This is a genomic window from Streptomyces sp. NPDC096040 (assembly GCF_040303265.1).
In the GTDB taxonomy this organism is placed as follows: domain Bacteria; phylum Actinomycetota; class Actinomycetes; order Streptomycetales; family Streptomycetaceae; genus Streptomyces.
Genome location: NZ_JBEOTA010000048.1, coordinates 1 through 20,662, shown reverse-complemented (window position 1 = coordinate 20,662; position 20,662 = coordinate 1). Strand labels below are relative to the sequence as shown.

The following is a 20,662-nucleotide window of genomic DNA, read 5'->3' as shown; positions in this document are numbered from 1 at the left end:
CCAGGCCGGGCCGCGCGCCCTGGCCGCTCGCCGACTGGTTAAGGGCCGGGCAACCACTCACTTCGTGGGGTTGCCCGGTGGCTGGCGAGGAAGAGGACTACGGCTCAGCCCGTATCAGCATCACCCTGGACGACACGGCCGCGGTCGCCGACGCCCAGGCGCTCGGGCAGCGGATCCAGAACGCCCTGGACCGGGCCACCCGCAACATCGGCCAGCAGATCCGCCGCAACATTCAGCGCGGCCTGACCACGGCCATCTCCGTGCGGGTGGAGCCGGACACGGCCCGGTTCCAGGCACAGGTACAGCGGGCCCTGCGCGGCCTGGCCGCCACCATCGACCTCACCCCGGACGCCTCCCGCCTCCAGGCGCGGCTCCAGCGCACGCTGCGCGGCCTGTCCGCGTCCGTCGACATCAGCCCGGACGCCTCCCGGTTCCAGTCCCGGTTGCAGGCGGCCTTGCGCGGCCTGGGCGGCGTGGACGTGCCGGTGAGCCCGGGCGCTGCCCGGTTCCAGGCGGCGCTGGTCGCCGCGGTGCGCGCCATGCCCGCGCTCAACGTGCCCGTGGACGTCGACGCCGGCCGGTTCCAGAGGCAGGTCCAGCGGGCCCTGCGCCGGCTCTCGGCGTCGGTGCGCCTGGACCCGGATCTGAGCCGGTTCCAGGCGCAGGTCAACCGGGCGCTGCGCGGGATGACCGCGCAGGTGCGGGTGGAGCCGGACACGGGCCGGTTCGCCGCCCAACTCCGCCGGGACTTGCGGGCGGTCGGCGCGGTCACCGTGCCCGCCCAGGCGGATGCCGCGCGGTTCCGCGCCCAACTGGAGCGGGCTCTGCGCCGGCTGCCGCCCATCACCATCCGGGTGGACCCGGACCTGACCCGGCTCAACGCCGCGCTGCGCGCGCACCGGGCGCCACCGGTCCGTATCCCGATCGACGTTGACCGCGACCAGATCACGCGCGCTCTCACCGGTCTGTCCAGCCTGGCCAGCCGGGTGGGCGGGGTGCTGGTCAAGGCGCTGCGGTTCGGCGCTATCGTCATCGCCGCGGCGGGGGCGGCCACCGCGGTGGGCAAGTTCGTGGCCGCGCTGGCCCCGGCGGCCGGCCTGCTCGCCGCCGTCCCGGCGGCGGTGCTCGGGTTCCAGGCCGCCCTGGGCGCCCTCAAGCTCGCCACCCTCGGCGTTGCGGACGCCTTCCAGTCCGCGCTCACCGGCGACGCCGAGGAGTTCGAGAAGTCCCTGGAGAACCTGAGCCCCAAGGCCCAGGCCGCCGCCAAGGAGGTCCGCGCCCTCAAGCCGGCGTTCGAGGGCCTGCGCAACGCCGTACAGGACGCGTTCTTCGTCCAGTTCGAGGGGCAGATCACTGCCACCGCCAAGGCCCTCCAGGGGCCGCTGAAGACCGGGCTGTCCCAGATCGCCCGGGCGTGGGGGTCGGCGGCGCGCGGGGCGCTCGGCTACGTCCAGGGCGCGCAGGGCGTGGCCAATGTCCGCAGCATCCTCACGGCCACGGGGTCCGCCGTCAGCGGCCTGGCCCAGACCACGAACAAGCTGACGGCCGGCCTGCTCCAGGTGGCGGCCGTCGTCGCGGAGCGGTTCGGGCCGGAGCTGGGCGGCGGGATCGCCAGCCTGGGCCAGCGGTTCGGGGACTGGCTGCAGAACATCGCCAAGGGCGGCCAGGCCGTGGCGTGGGTGGACGGCGCCATCAACACCCTGGCCCGGCTCGGCGACATCGCTGGGAACGTCAAGGACATCTTTTCCGGCCTGTTCGCCGCCAGCGACGGCGCCGGCGCCGGGGTGCTCGGCAACCTCCAGACCATCACCAAGGCCGTCTCAGACCTGGTGAACTCCGCCCAGGGCCAGGACGCCCTGGGCAACATCTTCGGCGCGGTCGGCCAGATCGCCCAGCAGCTCGGGCCGATCATCTCCGCCCTGGTGACCCAGATCGGGGGGATTGCGCCCGCCCTGGTGCCGATCATCACCGGCCTGGGCCCGGTGATCGCCCAACTGGTCACCCAGCTCGGTACGGCCGTGCAGGGGGCGCTGCCACAGCTGACGGTGGTCTTCCAGGACTTGGGTTCCGTCGTCGTCTCCCTCGGCCCTGCCCTGCCGCCGTTGGCGGCCGCGGTGGCCGCCCTGGCGCGCTCCGCCGCCGACCTGCTCGTGCCGCTGGCCCCCGTCGTCACGCTGCTCGCCCAACTGGTGGGCCCCATCGTGTCCGTGGCGGCCCCGCTCATCGTGGCCGCCACGGCCGCGTTCGGCCTGGTCAAGGCCGTCAAGGCAGCCATCGCCGTGTTCACGCTTATCCGGGATGCGTGGCTGGCCCTCAACGTGGCGTTCGCCGCCTCCCCCATCGGCGCCATCATCGTGGGCGTAGTCGCCCTGGTGGCCGCGATCTACCTGCTCTATCAGCGGTTCGCGATCGTGCGGACCGTGGTGGACGCCACGGGGCGCGCCCTGCGGGACGGCTTCCTGGCCGCCGTCTCGTTCGTCAGGTCCGCCGCGTCCACCATCGCCGACTTCTTCGTCGGCGCGTTCGAGTCGTCCAAGTCGGCTGTCTCGACCGGGATCGACGCCGTGGTCGGGTTCTTCACCGGCCTGCCCGGCAAGATCGTTTCCGGGCTGTCGTCCCTGGGCTCCACCATCGCCCAGTTCTTCGTGGGCGCGTTCGAGACGGTCAAGGCCGGGGTGCTCGCCGGCGTGCAGGCCGTGGTCGACTTCTTCGTCGCGCTGCCAGGCCGGATCGTGGCCGGCCTCCAGGCGCTGCCCGGGCTGCTGCTCGACGCCTTCACGAGCGCGGTCGCGTTTTTGATCATCGCTCTGCTGGTCCAAATCGCCGCCATCGTGTACGTGTTCACCGAGCTGCCGGTGCGGATCTACAACGCGCTGGCCGCCCTGGGCCAGTTCCTGCTCACGGCCTTTGTGGCCGGGTTCAACGCCGTCACGTCCACCGTCTCCGGCTGGATCTCGGCCACGGCGGCGTTCTTCCAGGCGCTACCCGGGCGGATCGCCTCCGCCCTGGCCTCCCTGGGCTCCTTCCTGCTGTCCGCCTTCACGTCCGGGTTCAACGCCGTCACCTCCACGGTGTCCGGCTGGATCTCGGCGACGGTGTCGTTCTTCCAGGCGCTGCCCGGCCGGGTGGGCGCCGCTCTGGCGTCGCTGGGCTCCTTCCTGCTGCGCAACTTCACCAGCGCGTTCAACTCCGCGCGGTCCGGGATCACCGGGTTCATCTCGTCGGCTGTCTCGTTCTTCCGTGGCCTGCCCGGCAAGATCGGCAGCGCCCTGGCCGCCCTGCCGGGCAAGATCGCCAGCGCGTTCACCAGCGCGGCCGGTAAGGCCCGCTCGGCTGTGTCGTCGCTGATCTCCGGTGTGGTGTCGCTGTTCTCGGGCCTGCCCGGCAAGATCCTCGCCGCCATCGGCAACATCGGCGGCCAGATCATGGCCAAGGTCAAGTCAGGGCTGCCGTCCAGCGTCCGCAAGTACCTGCCGTTCGCCAAGGGCGGCATTGTCCTCGGCCCGACGCACGCCCTGATCGGTGAGGCCGGGCCCGAGGTCGTCATCCCCCTGACCGACCCGAGGCGGGCCGCCCAGCTCGCCCACCAGTCCGGCCTCCTCGGCATCCTCGCCGGCCAGGCCCGCACCCTGGCCACCTCCGCCACCGCGGCGACGAGCAGCAGCGGCGCCGCCGTGGGCGGCACCCTCTCCACCCTGCGCACGCTGCTCTCCGGTATCGGCAACCTGCTGGACAACGTGGGCGCCAACGTGGTGCAGGGCATGGTGGACGGCATCCGCAACAACGCCGGCCAGGTGGTGGCCGCCGCCCAGGACATGGCGGACGGCGCCGCCGTCGCCGCGCGGGACACCCTGGAGATCCACAGCCCGTCCAAGGTGTTCTTCAAGATCGCCCAGGATGTGGGCCGCGGGTTCATCGGCGGCCTGACCAGCACCGCCGCCAAGATCAAGTCCACCACGGACAAGTTGGCCAAGGACATCATCTCGGCGTTCCAGGGCAAGAAGACGCGACTGGATGACCAACTGGTGGCCATGGTGGACGCCGGGAACAAGCGCCTCCAGACCCTGGCCGCCCAGCGCGACGCCCTCACCAAGCGCATCGCGGACGCCCAGAAGTTCGCCGCCGACACGGCCAGCCAGGCCCTCCAGGCATTCAGCCTGCAGAACCTCACCCAGGGCTCGGACACGGTGACCGCCAAGGGCCTGACCGCCGGTCTGGAGGGCGCGGTCAAGCAGGTCAAAACGTACTCGGCGCAGCTCACCAACCTGGCCAAGCGCGGCCTGTCCAAGGCCCTGCTTGAGCAGATCGTCAGCCTCGGCCCCGTCCAGGGCGCCGAGATCGCCGCGGCGCTCGCCGGGTCCACCAAGGACAGCCTCAAGCACCTCAACTCCCTCCAGACACAGCTGACCAAGGCGTCCACCAGCCTGGGCAACACCAGCGCGGACGTGCTCTTTGACGCGGGCGCCCAGGCGGGCAAGGGGTTCCTGTCCGGCCTCCAGGCCCAGCGCAAGAACATCGAAAAGCTGATGCTGGACATCGCCAAGGGCATGCAGGCCGCCATCCGTACCGCGCTCAAGATCCACAGCCCTTCCCTGGTGATGCGGCGCCTCGGCGACTACACCGGCGCCGGCCTCCAGCTCGGCCTGGTCGACCGCATCGCCGGCATCATGCGCGCCTCCACGGCGGCGGCCCGGGCCGTTGTCGACGCCGTCTCAAGACAGTTCGGCCTGCTGCCCGGGCGAGTCTCCTCCAGCCTCGGCGGGGTGGGCGACCTGGGCGCGGGCGTGGTGCCGCTCACCCGCGCGCAGCGCGCCGCCCAGGCCGGCCCCGCCGCGGCGGCCCGGGGCGGCCGTCTCGGGGCCGGAACGACCATCAACAACCACTTCGAGATCCGGGAGGTAGGCGACGGGCACGTGACCGCCCATCGCGTCGTCAACCGGCTCGTGTACGCGGCGGGATTGTGAGGCGCTGATGACGGCCGAGTGGTACATGGAATACGGCGGCGTGGAGATCGTGAACCACTCCCGCCTGGACCAGTACCTCCAGACGGTGGGCTCCCCGCTCGATACGGGCGGCGGCTGCGGCTGCCCCACCTTCACCCCCCAGGTGCTGGACGAGCTGCCCTACACGACGCCGGACGACCAGAACAACCCGGCGCCCTGGTACGACCCGGACGTTCCGGAGTCGGTGGAGTTCGCCGGCGTCATGGTGCTGGACGTCGCCGGCCTGGACGACTACCCCGTCCAGCGCACCGTGACCGGAGGTATCGCCGGGGGCGGCGCCATCGGCCCGGCCCGGGCACTGCCGCGCACCATCACCGTGACGGCGATCCTGCTCGGGTCCACCTGCTGCGGCGTGGAGTACGGGTTGCAGTTCCTCGCCCAGGCCCTCCAGGGCTGCAACGCCGGGGAGTGCGACGGCGACTGTCTGGTGGTGTACTCCTGCTGTCCCGGGGAGGGGTTGACGCCGGCGGAGTTCAACCAGCGGTATCGGCGTACGCTACGCCGGGTCGCCCTGGTGGAGGGACCTCGGGTCACCGCCCGCGCGGGCACGGGCTGCTCGTCGGGCACCTGCCAGTCCGGGGCGGACATCCTCACCGTGGAGTTCGTGTTGACTGCCGCGGTGCCATGGCTGTGGACGGATCCCCTGCCCGTCATGGAAGTCACCCCGCCCATGGACCTGGACGGCTCCTGCGTGGAGTGGTGCGTGCACCCGGCCGGGGACGCCGGCTGCCCGGGCGGCTGCAAGTTCGCCGCCTGCGTGGACCCCACGGCCGCGTGCGCGGACACCCGCTGCCTGCCCGAGCTGCCACCGCTCCCAGGCGCGCCGCTGGCCACCTGCTTCTGCCTGCCCCTGGCGACGGAACGGGCCTGCTACGACCTGGACCTGACGGGCCGGCCGAACTGGTCCACCGACATGCCCGTGGTCACCGTCCGGTCCGGCTCCACGGACCTGCGCAACCTGACCATCGCCATCTACGAGAGCGGCGAGGCGGGCATGACCTGCGACCAGACCGCCGACTTCAACCGGTGCAGCCCCGTCAACTACTGGCACATCACCTGGGTGCCGGCCGGGGGCGCGGTGACGCTGGACGGTCAGACGGGGCGGGCCACGGTGGAGTGTGGCGGCGTGTGCGAGTCCAGCCCGGACGTGTACGGCGTGGACGGCATGCCACCCACCTACCAGCCGCTGGACTGTAGTTCCTACTGTCTTTGTATCGAGACCGATCTCCAGAGCCCGCCCGCGCTGGACTCCCTAGTCACCCTCAACGTTTCTGGACGGGGCCGCTGACGCGCCATCAAGACTGCCTCTGACCTGCGTAGACGGTAGAATTGCCCCGAAAATCGCAACGCCCTGGGGGGAAGGTGAGAGCTCCCCCCAGGGCCGCCGACTTTAGAGGGAGTCGACGTGACGTCCGAGCGTACTTGCTCGCTGACCGACTGCGGGAAGACCGTCAAGGCCCGCGGCTACTGCTCCGCCCACTACAAGAAGTGGTGCATCTACGGCGACCCGCGAGGTGGGGTGCGCCGCGAGCATGGCGCCGTGCTCCGCGAACTCCGGGCCGCCGCCGTGGCGGAGACGGACCAATGCATCATCCTCGCCGGGTACGCCCACCGGCCGCACGTCCAGTACGAGGGCACGTGGATGAACGCCTCCCGCGCTGTGTGGATCATCGCCGAGGGCGACCCCGGCGACCGCTACGTCTTGCACACCTGCAACGAGGGATCAGGGAGCCACGGCTGTATCAACCGGCGGCACCTGGTGCTGGGCGACCACTACGAGAACATGAGGCACCGGGACGAGGCCGGGCACATCGCCATCGGGCGGACGGACATGGCGGGCGAGGACAACCCTCGGGCCATCCTCACTGAGGAGGCCGTGCGTGAGATCCGGCGCCGGTACGTCCGGTACGCGCGGGCGAGCAACCCGGGATCGTCCAGCGCGCTGGCCGCTGAGTTCGGCGTCGACCGCAGCACCATCTACAACGTGACCCAGGGCCGTCAGTGGAAGCAGACGGGAACGGAGGGGAGCGGACAGGAACAGACGGGAACACGGGCGCTAGCCTGATAGCTGGACAGCCGACTGGTTCAGGGCCGGGCTCCATCTCCGAGGAGAGGGGCCCGGCCTTGGCCGTCGCAGGATGTGGGACCCACCAGGCCCTAGTGCTCGATAGGAGCGGCGCCACCGTCGCGGTGGCCAATGTTCTGACAAGCGTTGAGTGGAGTCGGACGCTTGACGACGTGAGCACGGCCACCGCCACGATCAACCCGGACGGGGACTGCTGCGCGCGCCTGGGGCGTATCTCCACTTGGCGTTGTCGGCTGGTCGTGTTCCGGGACGGCAAATACTGCTGGGACGGCCCGATCACCGGTATCACCTGGTCCCTGGGCCAGGTGGAGATCCGTGCCCAGGACGTACTGGCCTGGCTCGGGAACCGTGTGCCGCACGAGAACAAGAGCTTCACCAGCGTGGACCTGTCCGAGATCGCCCAGTGGCTCATCCAGGACGGCTACCAGCCGGACGACCCCGGGCACACGGTGGAAGTGGTGGGCCAGGCCGGGGTGACCGGCTCCCGCTCCTACAGCGCTGGCGTGGGCCAGACCCTGGACCACCTCTCGCAGTTGGCGGAGGCCGGTATCGACTTCACCGCCATCGGCTCCAAGATCCTGCTGCTCCCGGAGACGCACCTGGCGCCCGTCGGGCGGCTGTCGGACGCGGACATGCCGGACGGGCTCCAGGTGAGCGAGGACGGCGCCGGCCTGACCACCCGGTGGATCGTGGCCGGGAGTGAGGACAGCGGCGTCATCGGCATCGCGGGCGGAACGGATTCCTACTACGGGTTGCACGAGCGGTACGTGGAACAGACCGAGATCACCGACCAGGCGTCAGTGGACGAGGCGGCCCGGGCGCGGGAGCGGACGACGAGCAGGGTGCCGGTGGTCATCGACACCCAGCAGGTCACCATCAGCCCCCTGGCCGCTATCGACGTGCCGTCCCTGGTGCCCGGCTGGTGCCTGGACATCACGTCGGCGTCCACCTGCCGGACCGTCCGCCAGCGGCTGAAGATCACCGGGCTACGGGTGGCGGAGACCGGCGGGGACGACAACAACCCGGGCTCGGAGAGCGTGCAGGTGCAGGTGGCGGCGAGCGGAGCGGAGACACCCTGATGGCCAAGAGGACCAGCCCCTCACGCAGCATGCCCGGCAACCCCCTGGGCGGGGTGCTGCGCCACCTGGACACCCGGGCCAGGATCGCCGGCCGCACCCGCACCACGGGCCTGGGGTTCGAGCAGGAGACGCCGCCCCCGGACAAGCCGCCCGTGCGCGCCCCTGCGCGCCCGGCTGCCGCTGTGCTGACCACCGGTGAGGACGGGCGGGCCCGGTGGGAGTTCCCGGCCCCGCATGCGGCCGTTCCGGCCGTCTCGGCCATCGCCGTGGACCCTGCCCCTGAGGTGGACGACCGCACCGTGCTGGTGGCCTTGGAGGAGGTCACCACCTGGTGCGTGGTCGTCCGCGTGTGGCGCACCCGTGGGCGGCGCGGCGCCGGGGTGGCCGAGCCGGCCGGCGGCGGGGTGGCCGTGCACGTGACCGCCCAGGACGTCGCTGCGGCGACCCTCAACGGCGAGGCAAAATAGGGCACAACATGCGCAACCCCCGTCAAGGCGGGCACCTGGCACGGGGGTTGCACTGCCGACTGAGTAGGAGTCGACGTGACCCACGATAGGGGCCGTGCGCCCGAGGGGGCGCCCGAGCGCGCCTGTGCCATCTGCGGGACGAGCCTGGAGGGCTACCGGAGCCACGCCCGGGTGTGCTCGAACAGGAAGTGCCGCAACGCTGCGGCGAGCAAGCTGCCACGGCTGTGGAAGACCACCGAGCCGAAGCAGTGCACCGTGGTGGAGGACGGTGTGAGGTGCGCCAGGACGGCCACCAGGCGGATGACCACCGACGTGTGGTGCTCGATCCACAACGGCCGCGCGCTGCGCACCGGCAGCCCGCTGGTCCTCAAGGTCGTACGGCGCCCACAGGGCGAGGTGCGCGCCCTCCTGGACCAGGCTGCCGCACACGACGGCGACGGGTGTTTCCTCGCGCCCGGGCCTGACAGCGGGCGCCTGACCGTCTCGTACCAGGATCGCCCGATGACCGCCGCCCGGGCCGTGTGGATGATCCGCCATGGGGACCCGGGCGACCGGCATGTCCTCCACACCTGCCACCGCGGCGAGGAGGGGTGCGCGAGCATCGGCCACCTGTACCTGGGCGACCACGAGCAGAACATGGTGGACATGGTGGAGTCCGGGCGCAGCACCCACGGCGAGCGCCACGCCTTCCACCGGCTGACGGAGGACCAAGTGCGGGAGATCGTCCGGCGGGCTCGCGCGGGCGAGAAGCAGCGGGTTCTCGCGGCGGAGTTCGGTATCTCGCAGACGCACGTCTCGAACCTCAAGAACGGCAAGGCGTGGTGGCGCATCACTAGCATTGGCCAGTAGTCGCTGGTTCAGGGCCGGGCTCACTTCGCACCCAAGGGGTGAGTCCGGTGGCAGCAGTATGTGTAGATGACAGCTACTTCGAGGTGGGCGACGATGGGCGGCTGACGCTCATCCCGGGCCAGGAGGGCCTGCGAGACGTCCTGTATTTCAAGACGCCCGACACCTACACGTTCAAGAAGGCTGACTACCCGTGGCTGGCGAGGGTGTTCGTGATGGTGCAGGCCGGCGGGGGAGGGGCGGCTGGCGCCCGCGCGAATGCGGGCCAGTTGGTCGCGCAGCCGGGCGCCTCGGGCGGCGGGTACGCGGAGCGGCTGATTGAGGCATCGGCGCTCGGCGCCACGGAGTCCATCGTCGTCGGTGCGGGTGGGGATGCGGGCACGGCCACGATCGACGGAGGCGCGGGCGGCAACTCCAGTTTCGGCGGCCTGTGCACCGCGCTCGGCGGTAATGGCGGCCAGGTCGTCATGGCCTCGGGCTCCACACCGGTGTGCCACACCGGAACGTCCGGGCCGCTGGCTGGCGTCGGAGACCTGGCCCAGGGCGGCGGCCCCGGCGGCGGCTCCTTCCGTATCAACGGCAATGAGGGCCACAGCGGCGAGGGCGGTGAATCCCGGCTAGGTCACGGCGGCTGGCAGCGCGCCACCAGCGGCGGTGGCGGCGCGGGCCGCGGCTACGGCGGGGGCGCTGCCGGCGCTCTCGCTCGGGACGGCGACAGTGTCAACGGCACTGCTGGCGGCCAGGGCATCGTCATCGTGTACCTGTACGGCTGACCCCGTGTCCGGACCTCGCGGACATGCGTGTCCGGACACTGTCCTGGCAGGTCAGCACCTGTCTGGTGCTCATGTCCCGGACTGGGTCCGCGTGTTGTCCGGACGGCGTCCCGGATATGTCCGCAATGGTGTCCGGAGGGCGCGCCGATAGACTCGATAGTGCGCCGCTGGTTTAGGTCCGGGCCTGATCACAACCCCCCAAGGACGGTGGGAGCAGTGGCGAGGTGCGGATGCGCCGGCGGATCGTGCAACTGCGCGGTTCAGGCCGGGACCAACGTCAGCGTCAGCGGGTCCGGGTCGGCGGCCAACCCGTACGTCATCAGCTCGGAAGTTCCCTGTGCGGATGTCCGCGCGTGCCTGTCCGCCGGGCCCGGCATCAACCTGGACCAGGCCACCGGCCAGATCTCGGCGCACCTGTCCGGCCAGGCCGGAAACAACGTCGTCGTCGGTCCTGACGGCGGCCTCCTGGTGCCTACGGCCGGCGGCCAGGTGGTCACCGGCTGCGGCCTGACGGGCAATGGGTCGGCGTCCGCGCCCGTCAAGGGCAACACCCAGGCGTGGCCATACCCGTGCAGCGTGGACACCGCTGGTGGCGGCGTGTACTGCGATAGTCAGGGTCGTCTGCGCTCCGAGCCACGCGGCAAGATCAGCTTTGCGACGTACTCGGATAACCGGGACTACAACGACATCGCGGTCCCGGCGGCCCAGAACACGGTGCTGGACACCTTCACGGTCAACGTCACCAACCCGGACACCTGCCGGCCTGCCATGGTGATCACGGAGCGGGAGGTGGACGTGTACATGGTCCTGCCCGCTGGGGCGGCGGGCGGTACCGGGCAGCAGTCCGACGAGATGTTCTACATGAAGAACACCGGCACCACGTCGATGGTCGGCGTGCACGCCCAGTCGTGCAAGGTGCTCGCCGACACCAGCAACCTCGTGCCGGGTGCCACCTTGCCGATCACCTTGTCCGCCACCGGTGGCCGGGGCGCGGGCGGCGCCTATTACTACTCGGTCACTTTCATTCTGCGGGCCCTAATCATCAGTCTGTGAGGAGCGTCCCCATGCTGGACCCCGGTTCTCTGCCGCTGCCCGTCGACGTCGCCTCCGACCCGATCACCTTCTATGTGGTGTACGAGAGCGGCGCGCTGGGCCGCATCGTCGCTGCGGACGGCTTGACGCCGGTCCTGGCGGAGGGCGTACGGCTGGTGACCCAGGCCGCGTGGGAGGAGCTGCAAGCGGAGATGCGCGAGCAGCATGACGCGCGCCTGGCGGAGCTTCACGCGGAGGAGGAGCAGACCCGCAGCAAGCAGTACGCGGACCTGATGGAGGTGGGCCTGCCTGAGGCGACCGCCCGGTCTCTGTCCGGCTACACCGGCCAGGCCGTCGCCGCGGACGCCCAGAGCGCCGCACAGACGGCCGGTTAGACTCCTACACGTCGCTGGTTCAGGGCCGGACGAGGCAACCCCGCTACGGGAGTGATCCGCCTTGTCCCACGCGCACCACACCAGCAACGGGCCCGGCCTGGACGGCCGCTGATGTCCGCCCCGATGACGCCCGCCGAGTGGCGGGCCGCCCTCAAGGCCGAGGGCGTTCCCTTCACGGAGTACAGCGGCTGGACGAGCAGGGGCCGGGACGCCGCCACCGGCAAGGCGTTCGGCCCGGTGCACGGCGTACTCAACCACCACACGGCCGGGTCCAACTCCCTGGCCGCTGTCGCCGTGGACGGGGCGCCGGCGCTGCCCGCGCCGCTGGCCCACACGTTCCTGCCCAAGTCGGGCGTAGCCGTGCTCGTGTCCTGCCATCGCGCCAACCATGCGGGCCTGGCCGCGCTCAACTCCTACACCGCCATCCTCAACGAGACGGCCATTCCCAGGCCGTCCAAGGCCAGCGGGACCGTGGACGGCAACGATGCCCTGTACGGCATCGAGGTGGAGAACCTGGGCAACGGGACGGACCGGTATACCCGCGCCCAGTACGACACATGGGTGCGCTGGAATGCGGCCCTGTGCCGTCACCACGGGTGGGGCGCGGGGAGCTGCGCCGGCCACCTGGAGACCAGCGTGGAGGGCAAGGTGGACCCCCTGGGTCCCGTCGAGGGCTACGGCAAGCGCGGCCCCTTCACGTTCACGATGAAGCAGCTCCGGGCGGACGTCGCGGAGCGCCTGGCGCACCCGGCGAGCTGGAGCCCGGAGCAGGCGAGCACCCCCCAGGAGATCACCGTGGAAGGACCCTCGTACGTCAACCTGGGCCTGGAACACAGCTACCAGCTTGCGCCCGGCTCCTGGGACGAGATCGGTTTCACCGAGGAGTGGAGCGACGAGCTCGGCCAGCACCCCGTGGCCGGCGACGTGTTCGTGGTCGGCCCGGCCCGCTTCACCGGCTCCCTTTCGCTGCGGTTCGAGGGCCTGGGGGTCGGCGAGGTCGTGCAGGTCCGCATGAGCGAGTGGGAGGGCGCCACCCTCAAGGCGCTGCACCCGATCCACGAGGTGATCGGCACGCCGGGCGGCACCTACAGCGTGCTGCCCCTGGTCAAGCGGCTCGGCGCGGGCCGCTCCATGCGCGTCCGGCTGCTCAACCAGGGCGCCGGCGGGATCGAGGTAGCCAGCGCCGTCCTGACGGCGCTGGTCTGGAAGGAGTCCTGACCTCATGCCCCTCAACGGTTTCCAGCTCCCGGACGGCGGAGCCACCCTGCGGACCGCCGAGACGTACGCCCGCGACCTGTTCGAGCGGGTCGTCACGTCCGCGGCCTACGGGTTCGTGGCGGCGTTCGTCCCGGCCGAGGCCACCGCCGCCAACATGTGGTACGCCGCCGGCGGTGCCGCGATCGGCGCGGCGGGCGCCCTCATCAAGGGCATGCTGGCCCGGGCGTTCGGCGACCCCAACAGCGCCAGCCTGTCCCGGAAGGTGTAGCAGCATGACGACGCCGGAGGCGAGCGCCACGGTGGCGGTGGAGCTGGAGAGGCTACGCGGCACGGTGGCTACGGGGTTCGCAGAGGTCAAGGGTTCGCTGGCCGTGCTGATGGCGCGGTCCGAGCGCAACGAGCAGGACCTGGTGCGGCTCCGTGAGGACACGGGCAAGGACATCGACGCTCTCAGGACGGAGCTGGAGGCGCTGAAGGCGAGACGCTGGCCGCTGGGCGTGCTCGGCGCTGTCGCCGGCGTCGTCGGCACCCTCACGGCGGTGGTGTCCCTGTTCGTGCACTGACCGCCCCCGGCGGCCCGAGACGGACGCCCGTTCCTGCTCTGTGTCCGGCAGGAGCGGGCGTCTTTGCGTCACCTCTTGACCAATTCCCGCCTGCGTAGGCGGCGGGTATGGGGACGGGTGGTTACACACGGCATGATGGGGGCCGAAGTGCGGCCCTCGGCAAGGCCCGTGACGGCCAGTCACGACCCTCGTCGCCTGCGGCCCGCCTCCCCCTGGGGCAGGGCCCGGGTGGCGCAACTGGCAGACGCAACCGCCTTAAACGCGGGAGAGTGTGGATTCGACTCCCACCCCGGGCACCGAGCAGCGCGCCCGTCCTCCACACCAGGAGGGCGGGCGCGTTTGTGCCATCATGTCCGGCCCGATGAGCATGGAGGCGATGGTGACGACCACCCTGCACCTGGAGCGCGGTGACTACACCGAGGTGACGGCGGCGGCGGACGACGGTCTGCTGGTGGAGCTGACGGAGGCCGGGGACCGCCGCCTGCTCGATCAGCACGTGCGGCGTGCGGCGGCGCTCGATGAATCCGCCGACCAGCGCGCGGCGTGGCTGCGTTCCCTGTCTACGGATGAGCTGGTGGCGCTGGCCTCGTCCCGGCTCGGCGGCCCGGCCCCGGACGTGGTGGCGGAGGGCGCCCGCCGCATGCAGGAGGCGGCGGAGCGGATGCGGCCGGCGCTGGAGGCGCTGCGCTCCCTCGGCCTGGTCGGCGGCGCTCGGTGAGCGAGCAGGACACGGTGGACCGGATCAACGCCCTGCTGGCCGAGATGCCCCAGGATGTGGCTAGCCACCTCATGCAGCGGTGGCACCAGGATGCGGCCCGCATGGCCGACCAGGCCGACGAGGCGCCGCCGCTCATGCGCGGCCCGGAGTTTCCTTGGGGCCTCAAGGGGTTCAACGCCCAGACGGCCCGGTTCGCCTGCCGTCAGCCGGGGTGCCCCATGGTGTACCTGGAGTTCATGGACGAGCTGCCCGGGCCGCTGACCCTGCCGGCGAACTTCACCGCCGAGGACGTATCGGCGGCCATCTCCGCCCAGGCGAGCGAGCGCCACCAGGTGAGGCTGGGCCGCTTGACGGCAGTCTTCCGCGAGCACTACCGCACCGAGCACCCCGAGCTGGAGGAGATCCATGGGACACCGGCCCCGGCCGCGCGTTGACCGCGCCCGCCACCAGATCGAGCGGGCCACCGACCTGCACCCGTGCCCGTGGTGCCGGCACCCGATCCAGGCCCACGACGTCCAGGCCGGGCAGCGGGTGTGCACCCGTGGCCATGAGGAGCCGTCCTGCCGAGGTTGCCGCACGATCCGGGACAACCTGAGCAGCCCGGCGGCGGCGCTGTGGAACTTCGCCCGGATCATGGCGAGCCCGCCCCATGTGAAGGTGGAGCCGCTGGCGTTCGGCCGGCCGGTGCGCCCGGCCGCGGCCCGGGCGGTGCAGCGATGAGCGACGGGCACGGACTGAGCACCGACGAGCTCATGAAGCGCCTGCCGCCTCCCCGATCCGACCGCTCTGTCGTCCCTCGCCGAGACGGCTGGTCCGGCACACGTAACTACAACCACAGCGTGGCGTTGGACAGATCACAAAGAAGATCACCGAACAGGAGCATCACAGTGATCAAGAAGGTTCTGGCCAGCGCGGCTTTCGCGATTGCCGCAACGATGGCCGTCGCTGTACCCGCATCGGCGGCCGACACCGCCATTACGGACGACGCTGGCGGCATCCTCAACACCTATGGCGCTCCGCTCATCAACATTGACGGCCGCTGCCTGGTGCCGCTGCCGGAGGGTGAGGGCATCGGGGGCCACGTGCTCGGCGGGCCCAAGGCCTCGTGCAACGTCGCGCCCGTCGACCAGTACCAGGCACCGCAGAAGCTGCTCTGACAGAGCACCGAGGGGTAACGCGCGCGCTGGCCCCGCGGATCCGCCAAGGTCGTAAGCAGTTTGAGCAGGCCGCGGTGGAGCGGTCCCGGTGAGTGGGCAACGTGGCCAGGCCGCTTCCAACCGTCGGCCGGGACGTTCCGTTCTCGCGTACAAGGCCAGCAGCCCGCAGGACGTGCTGCGGTCCGCCTCCTACCGGCTGCTTACGACGGTGGACCCGCTCACCGTCGACGTCGAGGACCCAGGCGAGCAGGCGCCGCCGGCGTAACGGCGTCCCCGGCCCAGGTCGTTGTCAGTGCCGGGCCGTACGGTGGTGGAGTCCACAAGGCTGGCGTGCCACTCGGACGCATGTGAAGCGCCCCGCCCCGGCGTGGAAAACCGGGACGGGGCGCACCCATGTCCGGGGTCAGGCGGCGGTGGTCCAGCAGTCCCCGCCCTGGGGGCAGAGGTCCGCCCACTGCTCCAGCAGCCGCGCCCACTGGGCGGAGCGCTCACGGCTGACGGGCTGGTTCATCAGGTCTCGGATGGCGTCGTTGAGGTGGCCCCGAGCAGGGCAGCACACAGTGCCCGCAGGCCGGGGGGAGTTGGGCATACACCCACGTTAAGGGCGGGGTCTGACACAGCCCGTACGGTGATCTTGGGTTAGCGCGGCTGCTCGCCGAGGGCGGCGCGCAGCCAGTCCAGGGAGCCGGTTTCCAGGACGGCGTCCGCCAGGGCCTGGCCGCTCTTGGTGGTGATCCGGCCGCGGCTGTTGTCGATCCACCGCTGTGCGTTGGCGTAGCCCTGGTCTCGGTATTCGATGCCCTGGATCATGCACTCCAGCTTGTCGGCGTCCCGGGCGCAGACGGCCTCAGGGCTCTCCTTCGCCTCGTACTCGCCGACCAGGGCGCGGATGGCGTCGGCCAGGCCCTCGGGCATACCGGCGACTTGGTCAGCGGTGATGGCGCGCGGGTCCGCCTCGCCGGGGGTGTACTTCTTGCCCAGGTGGTTCACGTCGCCGGTGCGGGTCTCCTGGGAGTCGTGCCACACGGCGAGGAACGCGGCGCGGGCCGGGTCGGCGCCTTCCAGTTGGGCGATGATCGTTGCGATGAGGGCGGTGCGCCAGGAGTGGTCCGCCACTGACTCCGGGTCCTTGACGCCGGCCATCCACCAGCCGCTGCGCCTGGTGTTCTTGAGCGTCCCTGCCTCGTACAGGAAGCGCGCTACCGCCGTCAGCTCCTGGTCGTTGGACACGGTCGGGCTCCTCTCACGCCTCGGCGAGGCGGATCGCGTACCGGATGCTCTCCAGCTCTCGCCGCGCGCGCGGCGAGAGGTCTCCGCTATCCAACATGATCGGAAGCCTCTCGCGTAGGGCGCGGGCGGCCTGGCCGGACCGGAGCAGGTTGGGGCGGACCTGGAGCAGGGCCCACACGCTGTGGATGTTGAGGTCCACGTAGCCGTGTTCGGGGGCGATCCCTGCCACGAGGTGGGCCAGGAGCTTGTCACCGTGCCAGGGGCCCAGAGAGTCGTCCGCGATGAAGTCGTCCGAGAGCTGCGGCACGGGTGCCTCGCCCACCCAGTACGCCCAGTACGCCAGGTTGGCGGCCTCCCCGGGGTCGTCGTCCTGCAGGGCGGTGTCGATGAAGTGGGCCATGCGGTCCCGGTCGCCGTGGCGAGCGGCGACTGCGGCCACGGAGCGGTTGTTGAGCCAGGCCGTCAGCCAGTCGTCGGGGCGTTCGGTGCGCTGCTGGTGGGCCAGCCAGTCGGCGGTGTCCGCCTCCCGGTCGTACCCGGACAGGTAGAGGGCCTGGCGGCGCAGCAGGAACTGTCCGGGGTCGCGTGCCTGTTCGGCTGTGGCCCGCATGGTCTTGAAGAAGGTGCGCCGTTCGGCCGCGGTGAGCTGGGGCCCGGTCGGGGCGGGGCCTCGGCGGGCGCGGGCCGGCCGGGGCAGGGCGCGCACGGGGCCGGGGGCGACGCCGTTGAGTGGCCACACCAGGACTTCCGCGAGCTCCCGCTGCATGACCATGGCGCCCAGTGGGCTCTCCTCGACAGGGGTGTCCTCGTCCAGGGCGCTGGCCAGCAGCACGTCCGCCTCCAGGGCCCGCTCCAGCGCCTGGAGCAGGACGGGGGAGGTGCCCATCTGCATGAGCCGGTGGCGTAAGGCGAGCATCTGGCCGACAGGCACGGCCGTGAGGGGACGGCGGCCGGTCTCCCACCCGGCGATCGTGTCCGTGGACACCCGCAGCCGCTCGGCCGTCTCGTCCTGGGTGTAACCCTGCTGCTCGCGGATCACCCGCAGGACGTACCCGCTGAGCAGGCCCGTCCGAGGCCGCCCAGCCTGACCCGTACTACCGGTCAGGGTTTGTCGAGAACTTGGCTGCATGAGCAGTCCAATCCTGGTGGTTTGCCCGTAACCACCTGTACTCGCGGTCACTTCAGGGGTGCCGCGCGACTACGTACGGTCGTGGCTATCCCTGAATCAGGCTACTTGGGAGGCCGCGAGACATGGGCTCCGTTCAGCATGTTCACCACCCGTCGGTGTCACCACCAGATACCAGAACAGACGTTGTGAGCGGCGCCGAGCGTCGCCTGGCCGTGGAGCACTGGCTCCTCATGGCGACCGAGGACCGGGACCGGGCCCGGCGGGAGTGGAAGACGGACGGGGTGGCGCTCCTGCGCTGCGGGGGCATCTTCGGCGTTGTCCGTATCAGTGCCGCCCTGGTGCACGCGGCGGCCGGTACGGACGTCCCCCAGGACGTGGACGCGTACCTGTACCGGGCCCTGCTCGGCGGCCCCGTCTTCGCGGACCTGACGACCTTGCGCTACTACGTGCTGGTGGGTCACACCACCGGCCTGCGCGAGGAGTGGGAGCAGGCCCGGGACGACGCGGAGTTCATGGGGCGCGGCCACTTCCTGGGCGTGCCGGCGTTGAACGCCACCAGCCCGGAGCGCCGCCACTACTGGTGCGTGGAGATGGACAGCGCCGGAGAGCTGGCCGCTTCGGACGCCGTTTCACAGCTCGTCCAAACGGGCCGCTACCGGCTCGCCGGTGACAAACCGCGCCATGGGTGAGCTGGTGCTTCGCGACCTCGCGCCCCTGGCCGAGGTGCCTACCGCGACCCGTAGCCTGCCCCGCCTGGCGGAGTCCGTACCGGTCGCCCGTCACCTCGTGCGGAAGGCCCTGGCCGACTGGCAGCTGACCGGCCTGGACGACGTGGCCGAGCTGGTCGTCACCGAGCTGGTGACCAACTCCGTGCGGCACGCCCGCTCCACGACGATCCGGGTGACGGTCCGTCGCCTGGACGGCGGAAAGGTGCAGGTGGCCGTCGTTGACATGAGCCGCACCATGCCGGTGCTACTGCCGCCCACGGAGGATGCCGTGGACGGCCGGGGCCTGGCGATCATCGACGCCGTCTCGGTCCAGTGGGGCACGGACTTGCTGCCGTGGGGCAAACGCGTCTGGGCCGACCTGGAGCCCGAGCAGCCCCCGGCCGGACAGCCGGCCCCCACCGTCCCGATATACGTCACCCCCCAGGCCCAAGCGCTGTACGTGCTCATAGTGATCACGCTCGGCGTGCTGCTCGCCCTGGCCGTCGTCTCCGACGCGCCGTGACCGCAGCGTGGTTCACCGGCGACTGCTGGCGCCGTGAGGCCGCCGACGTGCCCGTGGTGTGGGTCGGCCCCATTCAGGCGGAGGGCCAGCACGCCCCCCTCAACCTGTGCGCCCCGTGCCTGGACGCCGTGGAGCGCAGGTTCTGGCAGCACGTCATGGGCCGCGGCCCTCGACCCACCTCCGCCCCCGGCTGCGAGTACAACGCCCGCCGCCCCCACGTACCGAGGAGCACCATGCACCCCCAGCACGGTAAGGCCGCCGTCCCCGTACAGGTCGTGTCGCTGTCGTTCACCGGCCTGGGCATCCGGGCCCACGCCGACGGCCGGACCGGCCGGGAGGCGTGGCGGCTCATCCGCGAACGGCACCCGCGCCTGGCGCTGGCCGCCGGCGCCTACGCCCTCACGCTGGGCGTCCTGGCTGCGGCGGCCGTGGTGCGCCTGCTGTGACCCGCCACTGATCACCCGCCCCGGGCCGGCCGTGGCGCACCACGGCTCTCGGTCGCCGTGCACCGCATCCGCCGCGGTGCCCCGGCTCGGGGTGGGCTCCAGCGTCCCGGCCTGACCTCCGTGGGGGAGTGACGGCAGCCGGGACGACGGCCCCGGCCGCATCCCTTCCCGGTCGGCCGGGCCGCCCCAGACCCCCGCCCCCAACCGGTGGGCGGGCCAACCGCGGGGACTGCGGTTCCCGCGCGAGACACCGAGGAGTGTCATGGTTCCGAAGAACGAGGCCGTGGACCTGTACGCGCTGCCGCTGGAGGGCGCGGAGTTCACCGCCCTGTGTGGTGGCAACCAGGGCGGCGACAACGAGCAGTGCCTGGAGCTCGCGGCCATCCCGGGCGCGGAGGACGCGTTCGCCATCCGCGACAACAAGGTGGAGGACGGCCCGGTGCTGCGCTTCACGGGCGCCGAGCTGCGCACCGCGCTGGCCAAGGCCGGCGACATCATCGGCGCGTAAGTCGAATGCACCGGCGTTGTCGGTGCCTCCGTTTACAGTCTGAGGCCGTCGAGCCTCGGAGCGTTTCAGGGCGGGCCCCCGTTCGCTGCGGGTGGGGGCCCGCCTTTCGACCTTTGGGAAGGGGTCACAGGGTGAGCGGCAGCATCGGTAGCAGGTTGACCAGCCAGAATTGGAACGGGCATTGGCACGCGTTCGGGCCGTGGATCGGGAGTGGGGACACCCACCGGCAGGAGGGACGGCGGCGGCCGGGCGAGGGCCCGCAGGACCCGCAGACCCGCACCTTCCTGGAGGAGATGCTGCCCCCGATGATGACGGGGCAGTGGCTGATGCGCGGCAAGCAGGTGGCCGCCACCTGGTCCCGGGCGGAGGACGCCGTGGCCTGGCTCCAGGCTCGCTACACCGAGACTCCGCCCATGGTCCGGGAGGACGGCAAGGCCGCTTACTGCTCCCTGGAGTTCAGGGTCGAGTACGCCCTGGACGTGCTGCCCCGCGGGGTTGACATCGTCTGGGGCTACTGGACGCAGTCGCGCATGCTCGCCTCCTACGCCGTGGTGTCCTGCCCCAACCTGTTCCACCCCACGCTGCCGTGCCCCTTCCCGCCCAACGTGACCTCCCTGGATTCAAGGAGGAGGGGGAATGTCCCTTCAACACTTGCTCCCGCCTGACGGCGTCAAGGAGCTGACCACCCAGTGAACCCTTCTCGGTAACCTCTCGTGACGGTTCGTGATCTTCGTTTCAGGTGGTGCGTCCGTGCTCGATCTGGAGCAGGACGAGGGCGGCGC

At 71.2% G+C, this 20,662-nt stretch carries 24 protein-coding genes and 1 tRNA gene; 23 read left to right on the top strand and 2 right to left on the bottom strand.

Annotation, left to right across the window (positions count from 1 at the left end; all coding sequences use genetic code 11):
* The first annotated feature begins 77 nt into the window (after positions 1–77).
* The 18 genes from ABTY98_RS38730 (at position 78) to ABTY98_RS38645 (ending at position 15,602) form a co-directional block, all read left to right on the top strand.
* The gene (locus ABTY98_RS38730) at positions 78–4,964 is read left to right on the top strand and encodes a hypothetical protein (protein WP_352225844.1); all 4,887 of its coding nucleotides are present in this window, start codon (positions 78–80) and stop codon (positions 4,962–4,964) included.
* 7 nt (positions 4,965–4,971) lie between these two features.
* Positions 4,972–6,291, top strand: coding sequence for a hypothetical protein (locus tag ABTY98_RS38725; RefSeq protein WP_352225843.1), 1,320 nt, complete (start codon positions 4,972–4,974; stop codon positions 6,289–6,291).
* Between the two features lie 117 nt (positions 6,292–6,408).
* Positions 6,409–7,068 (top strand): hypothetical protein, encoded by a 660-nt coding sequence (locus ABTY98_RS38720; RefSeq protein ID WP_352225842.1) that lies wholly within the window; start codon positions 6,409–6,411, stop codon positions 7,066–7,068.
* Positions 7,069–7,241: 173 nt separating this feature from the next.
* The gene (locus tag ABTY98_RS38715; protein ID WP_352225841.1) at positions 7,242–8,168 is read left to right on the top strand and encodes a hypothetical protein; all 927 of its coding nucleotides are present in this window, start codon (positions 7,242–7,244) and stop codon (positions 8,166–8,168) included.
* Entirely contained in the window at positions 8,168–8,635 is a 468-nt protein-coding gene (locus tag ABTY98_RS38710; RefSeq protein ID WP_352225840.1) for a hypothetical protein, read from the top strand. The genes ABTY98_RS38715 and ABTY98_RS38710 overlap by 1 nt, the downstream gene beginning before the upstream one ends.
* A gap of 75 nt (positions 8,636–8,710) precedes the next feature.
* Positions 8,711–9,484, top strand: a complete 774-nt coding sequence (locus ABTY98_RS38705; RefSeq protein ID WP_352225839.1) for a hypothetical protein — start codon at positions 8,711–8,713, stop codon at positions 9,482–9,484.
* Between the two features lie 47 nt (positions 9,485–9,531).
* Entirely contained in the window at positions 9,532–10,254 is a 723-nt protein-coding gene (locus tag ABTY98_RS38700; RefSeq protein WP_352225838.1) for a glycine-rich domain-containing protein, read from the top strand.
* 216 nt (positions 10,255–10,470) lie between these two features.
* Positions 10,471–11,307: a hypothetical protein gene (locus ABTY98_RS38695; RefSeq protein WP_352225837.1), complete on the top strand. Its 837-nt coding sequence runs from the start codon at positions 10,471–10,473 to the stop codon at positions 11,305–11,307.
* 11 nt (positions 11,308–11,318) lie between these two features.
* Positions 11,319–11,681: a hypothetical protein gene (locus ABTY98_RS38690; protein ID WP_352225836.1), complete on the top strand. Its 363-nt coding sequence runs from the start codon at positions 11,319–11,321 to the stop codon at positions 11,679–11,681.
* A gap of 111 nt (positions 11,682–11,792) precedes the next feature.
* Entirely contained in the window at positions 11,793–12,899 is a 1,107-nt protein-coding gene (locus ABTY98_RS38685) for an N-acetylmuramoyl-L-alanine amidase (RefSeq protein ID WP_352225835.1), read from the top strand.
* A 4-nt stretch (positions 12,900–12,903) separates the two neighbouring features.
* Entirely contained in the window at positions 12,904–13,167 is a 264-nt protein-coding gene (locus ABTY98_RS38680; protein ID WP_352225834.1) for a hypothetical protein, read from the top strand.
* 4 nt (positions 13,168–13,171) lie between these two features.
* Positions 13,172–13,462 (top strand): hypothetical protein, encoded by a 291-nt coding sequence (locus ABTY98_RS38675; protein WP_352225833.1) that lies wholly within the window; start codon positions 13,172–13,174, stop codon positions 13,460–13,462.
* A gap of 222 nt (positions 13,463–13,684) precedes the next feature.
* Positions 13,685–13,758 (top strand) — tRNA-Leu (locus ABTY98_RS38670).
* A 65-nt stretch (positions 13,759–13,823) separates the two neighbouring features.
* On the top strand, positions 13,824–14,180 hold the full coding sequence (locus ABTY98_RS38665) for a hypothetical protein (RefSeq protein WP_352225832.1): 357 nt from the start codon (positions 13,824–13,826) through the stop codon (positions 14,178–14,180).
* The gene (locus ABTY98_RS38660; protein WP_352225831.1) at positions 14,177–14,614 is read left to right on the top strand and encodes a hypothetical protein; all 438 of its coding nucleotides are present in this window, start codon (positions 14,177–14,179) and stop codon (positions 14,612–14,614) included. The genes ABTY98_RS38665 and ABTY98_RS38660 overlap by 4 nt, the downstream gene beginning before the upstream one ends.
* The gene (locus ABTY98_RS38655; protein ID WP_352225830.1) at positions 14,586–14,900 is read left to right on the top strand and encodes a hypothetical protein; all 315 of its coding nucleotides are present in this window, start codon (positions 14,586–14,588) and stop codon (positions 14,898–14,900) included. The genes ABTY98_RS38660 and ABTY98_RS38655 overlap by 29 nt, the downstream gene beginning before the upstream one ends.
* Before the next feature lie 167 nt (positions 14,901–15,067).
* Positions 15,068–15,337: a hypothetical protein gene (locus tag ABTY98_RS38650; protein WP_352225829.1), complete on the top strand. Its 270-nt coding sequence runs from the start codon at positions 15,068–15,070 to the stop codon at positions 15,335–15,337.
* 88 nt (positions 15,338–15,425) lie between these two features.
* The gene (locus ABTY98_RS38645) at positions 15,426–15,602 is read left to right on the top strand and encodes a hypothetical protein (RefSeq protein ID WP_352225828.1); all 177 of its coding nucleotides are present in this window, start codon (positions 15,426–15,428) and stop codon (positions 15,600–15,602) included.
* Between the two features lie 374 nt (positions 15,603–15,976).
* On the opposite strand, the gene ABTY98_RS38640 is transcribed toward ABTY98_RS38645, so the two are convergent.
* Together ABTY98_RS38640 and ABTY98_RS38635 are read right to left on the bottom strand one after the other, a co-directional pair.
* Entirely contained in the window at positions 15,977–16,567 is a 591-nt protein-coding gene (locus ABTY98_RS38640) for an HD domain-containing protein (protein ID WP_352225827.1), read from the bottom strand.
* Between the two features lie 13 nt (positions 16,568–16,580).
* Positions 16,581–17,708, bottom strand: coding sequence for a helix-turn-helix domain-containing protein (locus ABTY98_RS38635; protein ID WP_352225866.1), 1,128 nt, complete (start codon positions 17,706–17,708; stop codon positions 16,581–16,583).
* Positions 17,709–17,881: 173 nt separating this feature from the next.
* Here ABTY98_RS38635 and ABTY98_RS38630 point away from each other — a divergent pair, with 173 nt between their 5' ends.
* The 5 genes from ABTY98_RS38630 to ABTY98_RS38610 all read left to right on the top strand — a co-directional run bounded on the left by ABTY98_RS38630 (position 17,882) and on the right by ABTY98_RS38610 (position 20,545).
* On the top strand, positions 17,882–18,385 hold the full coding sequence (locus tag ABTY98_RS38630) for a hypothetical protein (protein ID WP_352225826.1): 504 nt from the start codon (positions 17,882–17,884) through the stop codon (positions 18,383–18,385).
* Positions 18,378–18,926 (top strand): ATP-binding protein, encoded by a 549-nt coding sequence (locus ABTY98_RS38625; RefSeq protein ID WP_352225825.1) that lies wholly within the window; start codon positions 18,378–18,380, stop codon positions 18,924–18,926. The genes ABTY98_RS38630 and ABTY98_RS38625 overlap by 8 nt, the downstream gene beginning before the upstream one ends.
* Positions 18,923–19,372, top strand: coding sequence for a hypothetical protein (locus ABTY98_RS38620; protein WP_352225824.1), 450 nt, complete (start codon positions 18,923–18,925; stop codon positions 19,370–19,372). Before ABTY98_RS38625 ends, ABTY98_RS38620 begins: the two co-directional genes overlap by 4 nt.
* Positions 19,373–19,634: 262 nt before the next feature.
* Positions 19,635–19,880 carry a DUF397 domain-containing protein gene (locus ABTY98_RS38615; protein ID WP_352225823.1) on the top strand — a complete coding sequence of 82 codons (246 nt, stop codon included), beginning with the start codon at positions 19,635–19,637 and terminating at the stop codon, positions 19,878–19,880.
* 155 nt (positions 19,881–20,035) lie between these two features.
* On the top strand, positions 20,036–20,545 hold the full coding sequence (locus tag ABTY98_RS38610) for a hypothetical protein (RefSeq protein ID WP_352225822.1): 510 nt from the start codon (positions 20,036–20,038) through the stop codon (positions 20,543–20,545).
* The last annotated feature ends 117 nt before the right edge of the window (positions 20,546–20,662 follow it).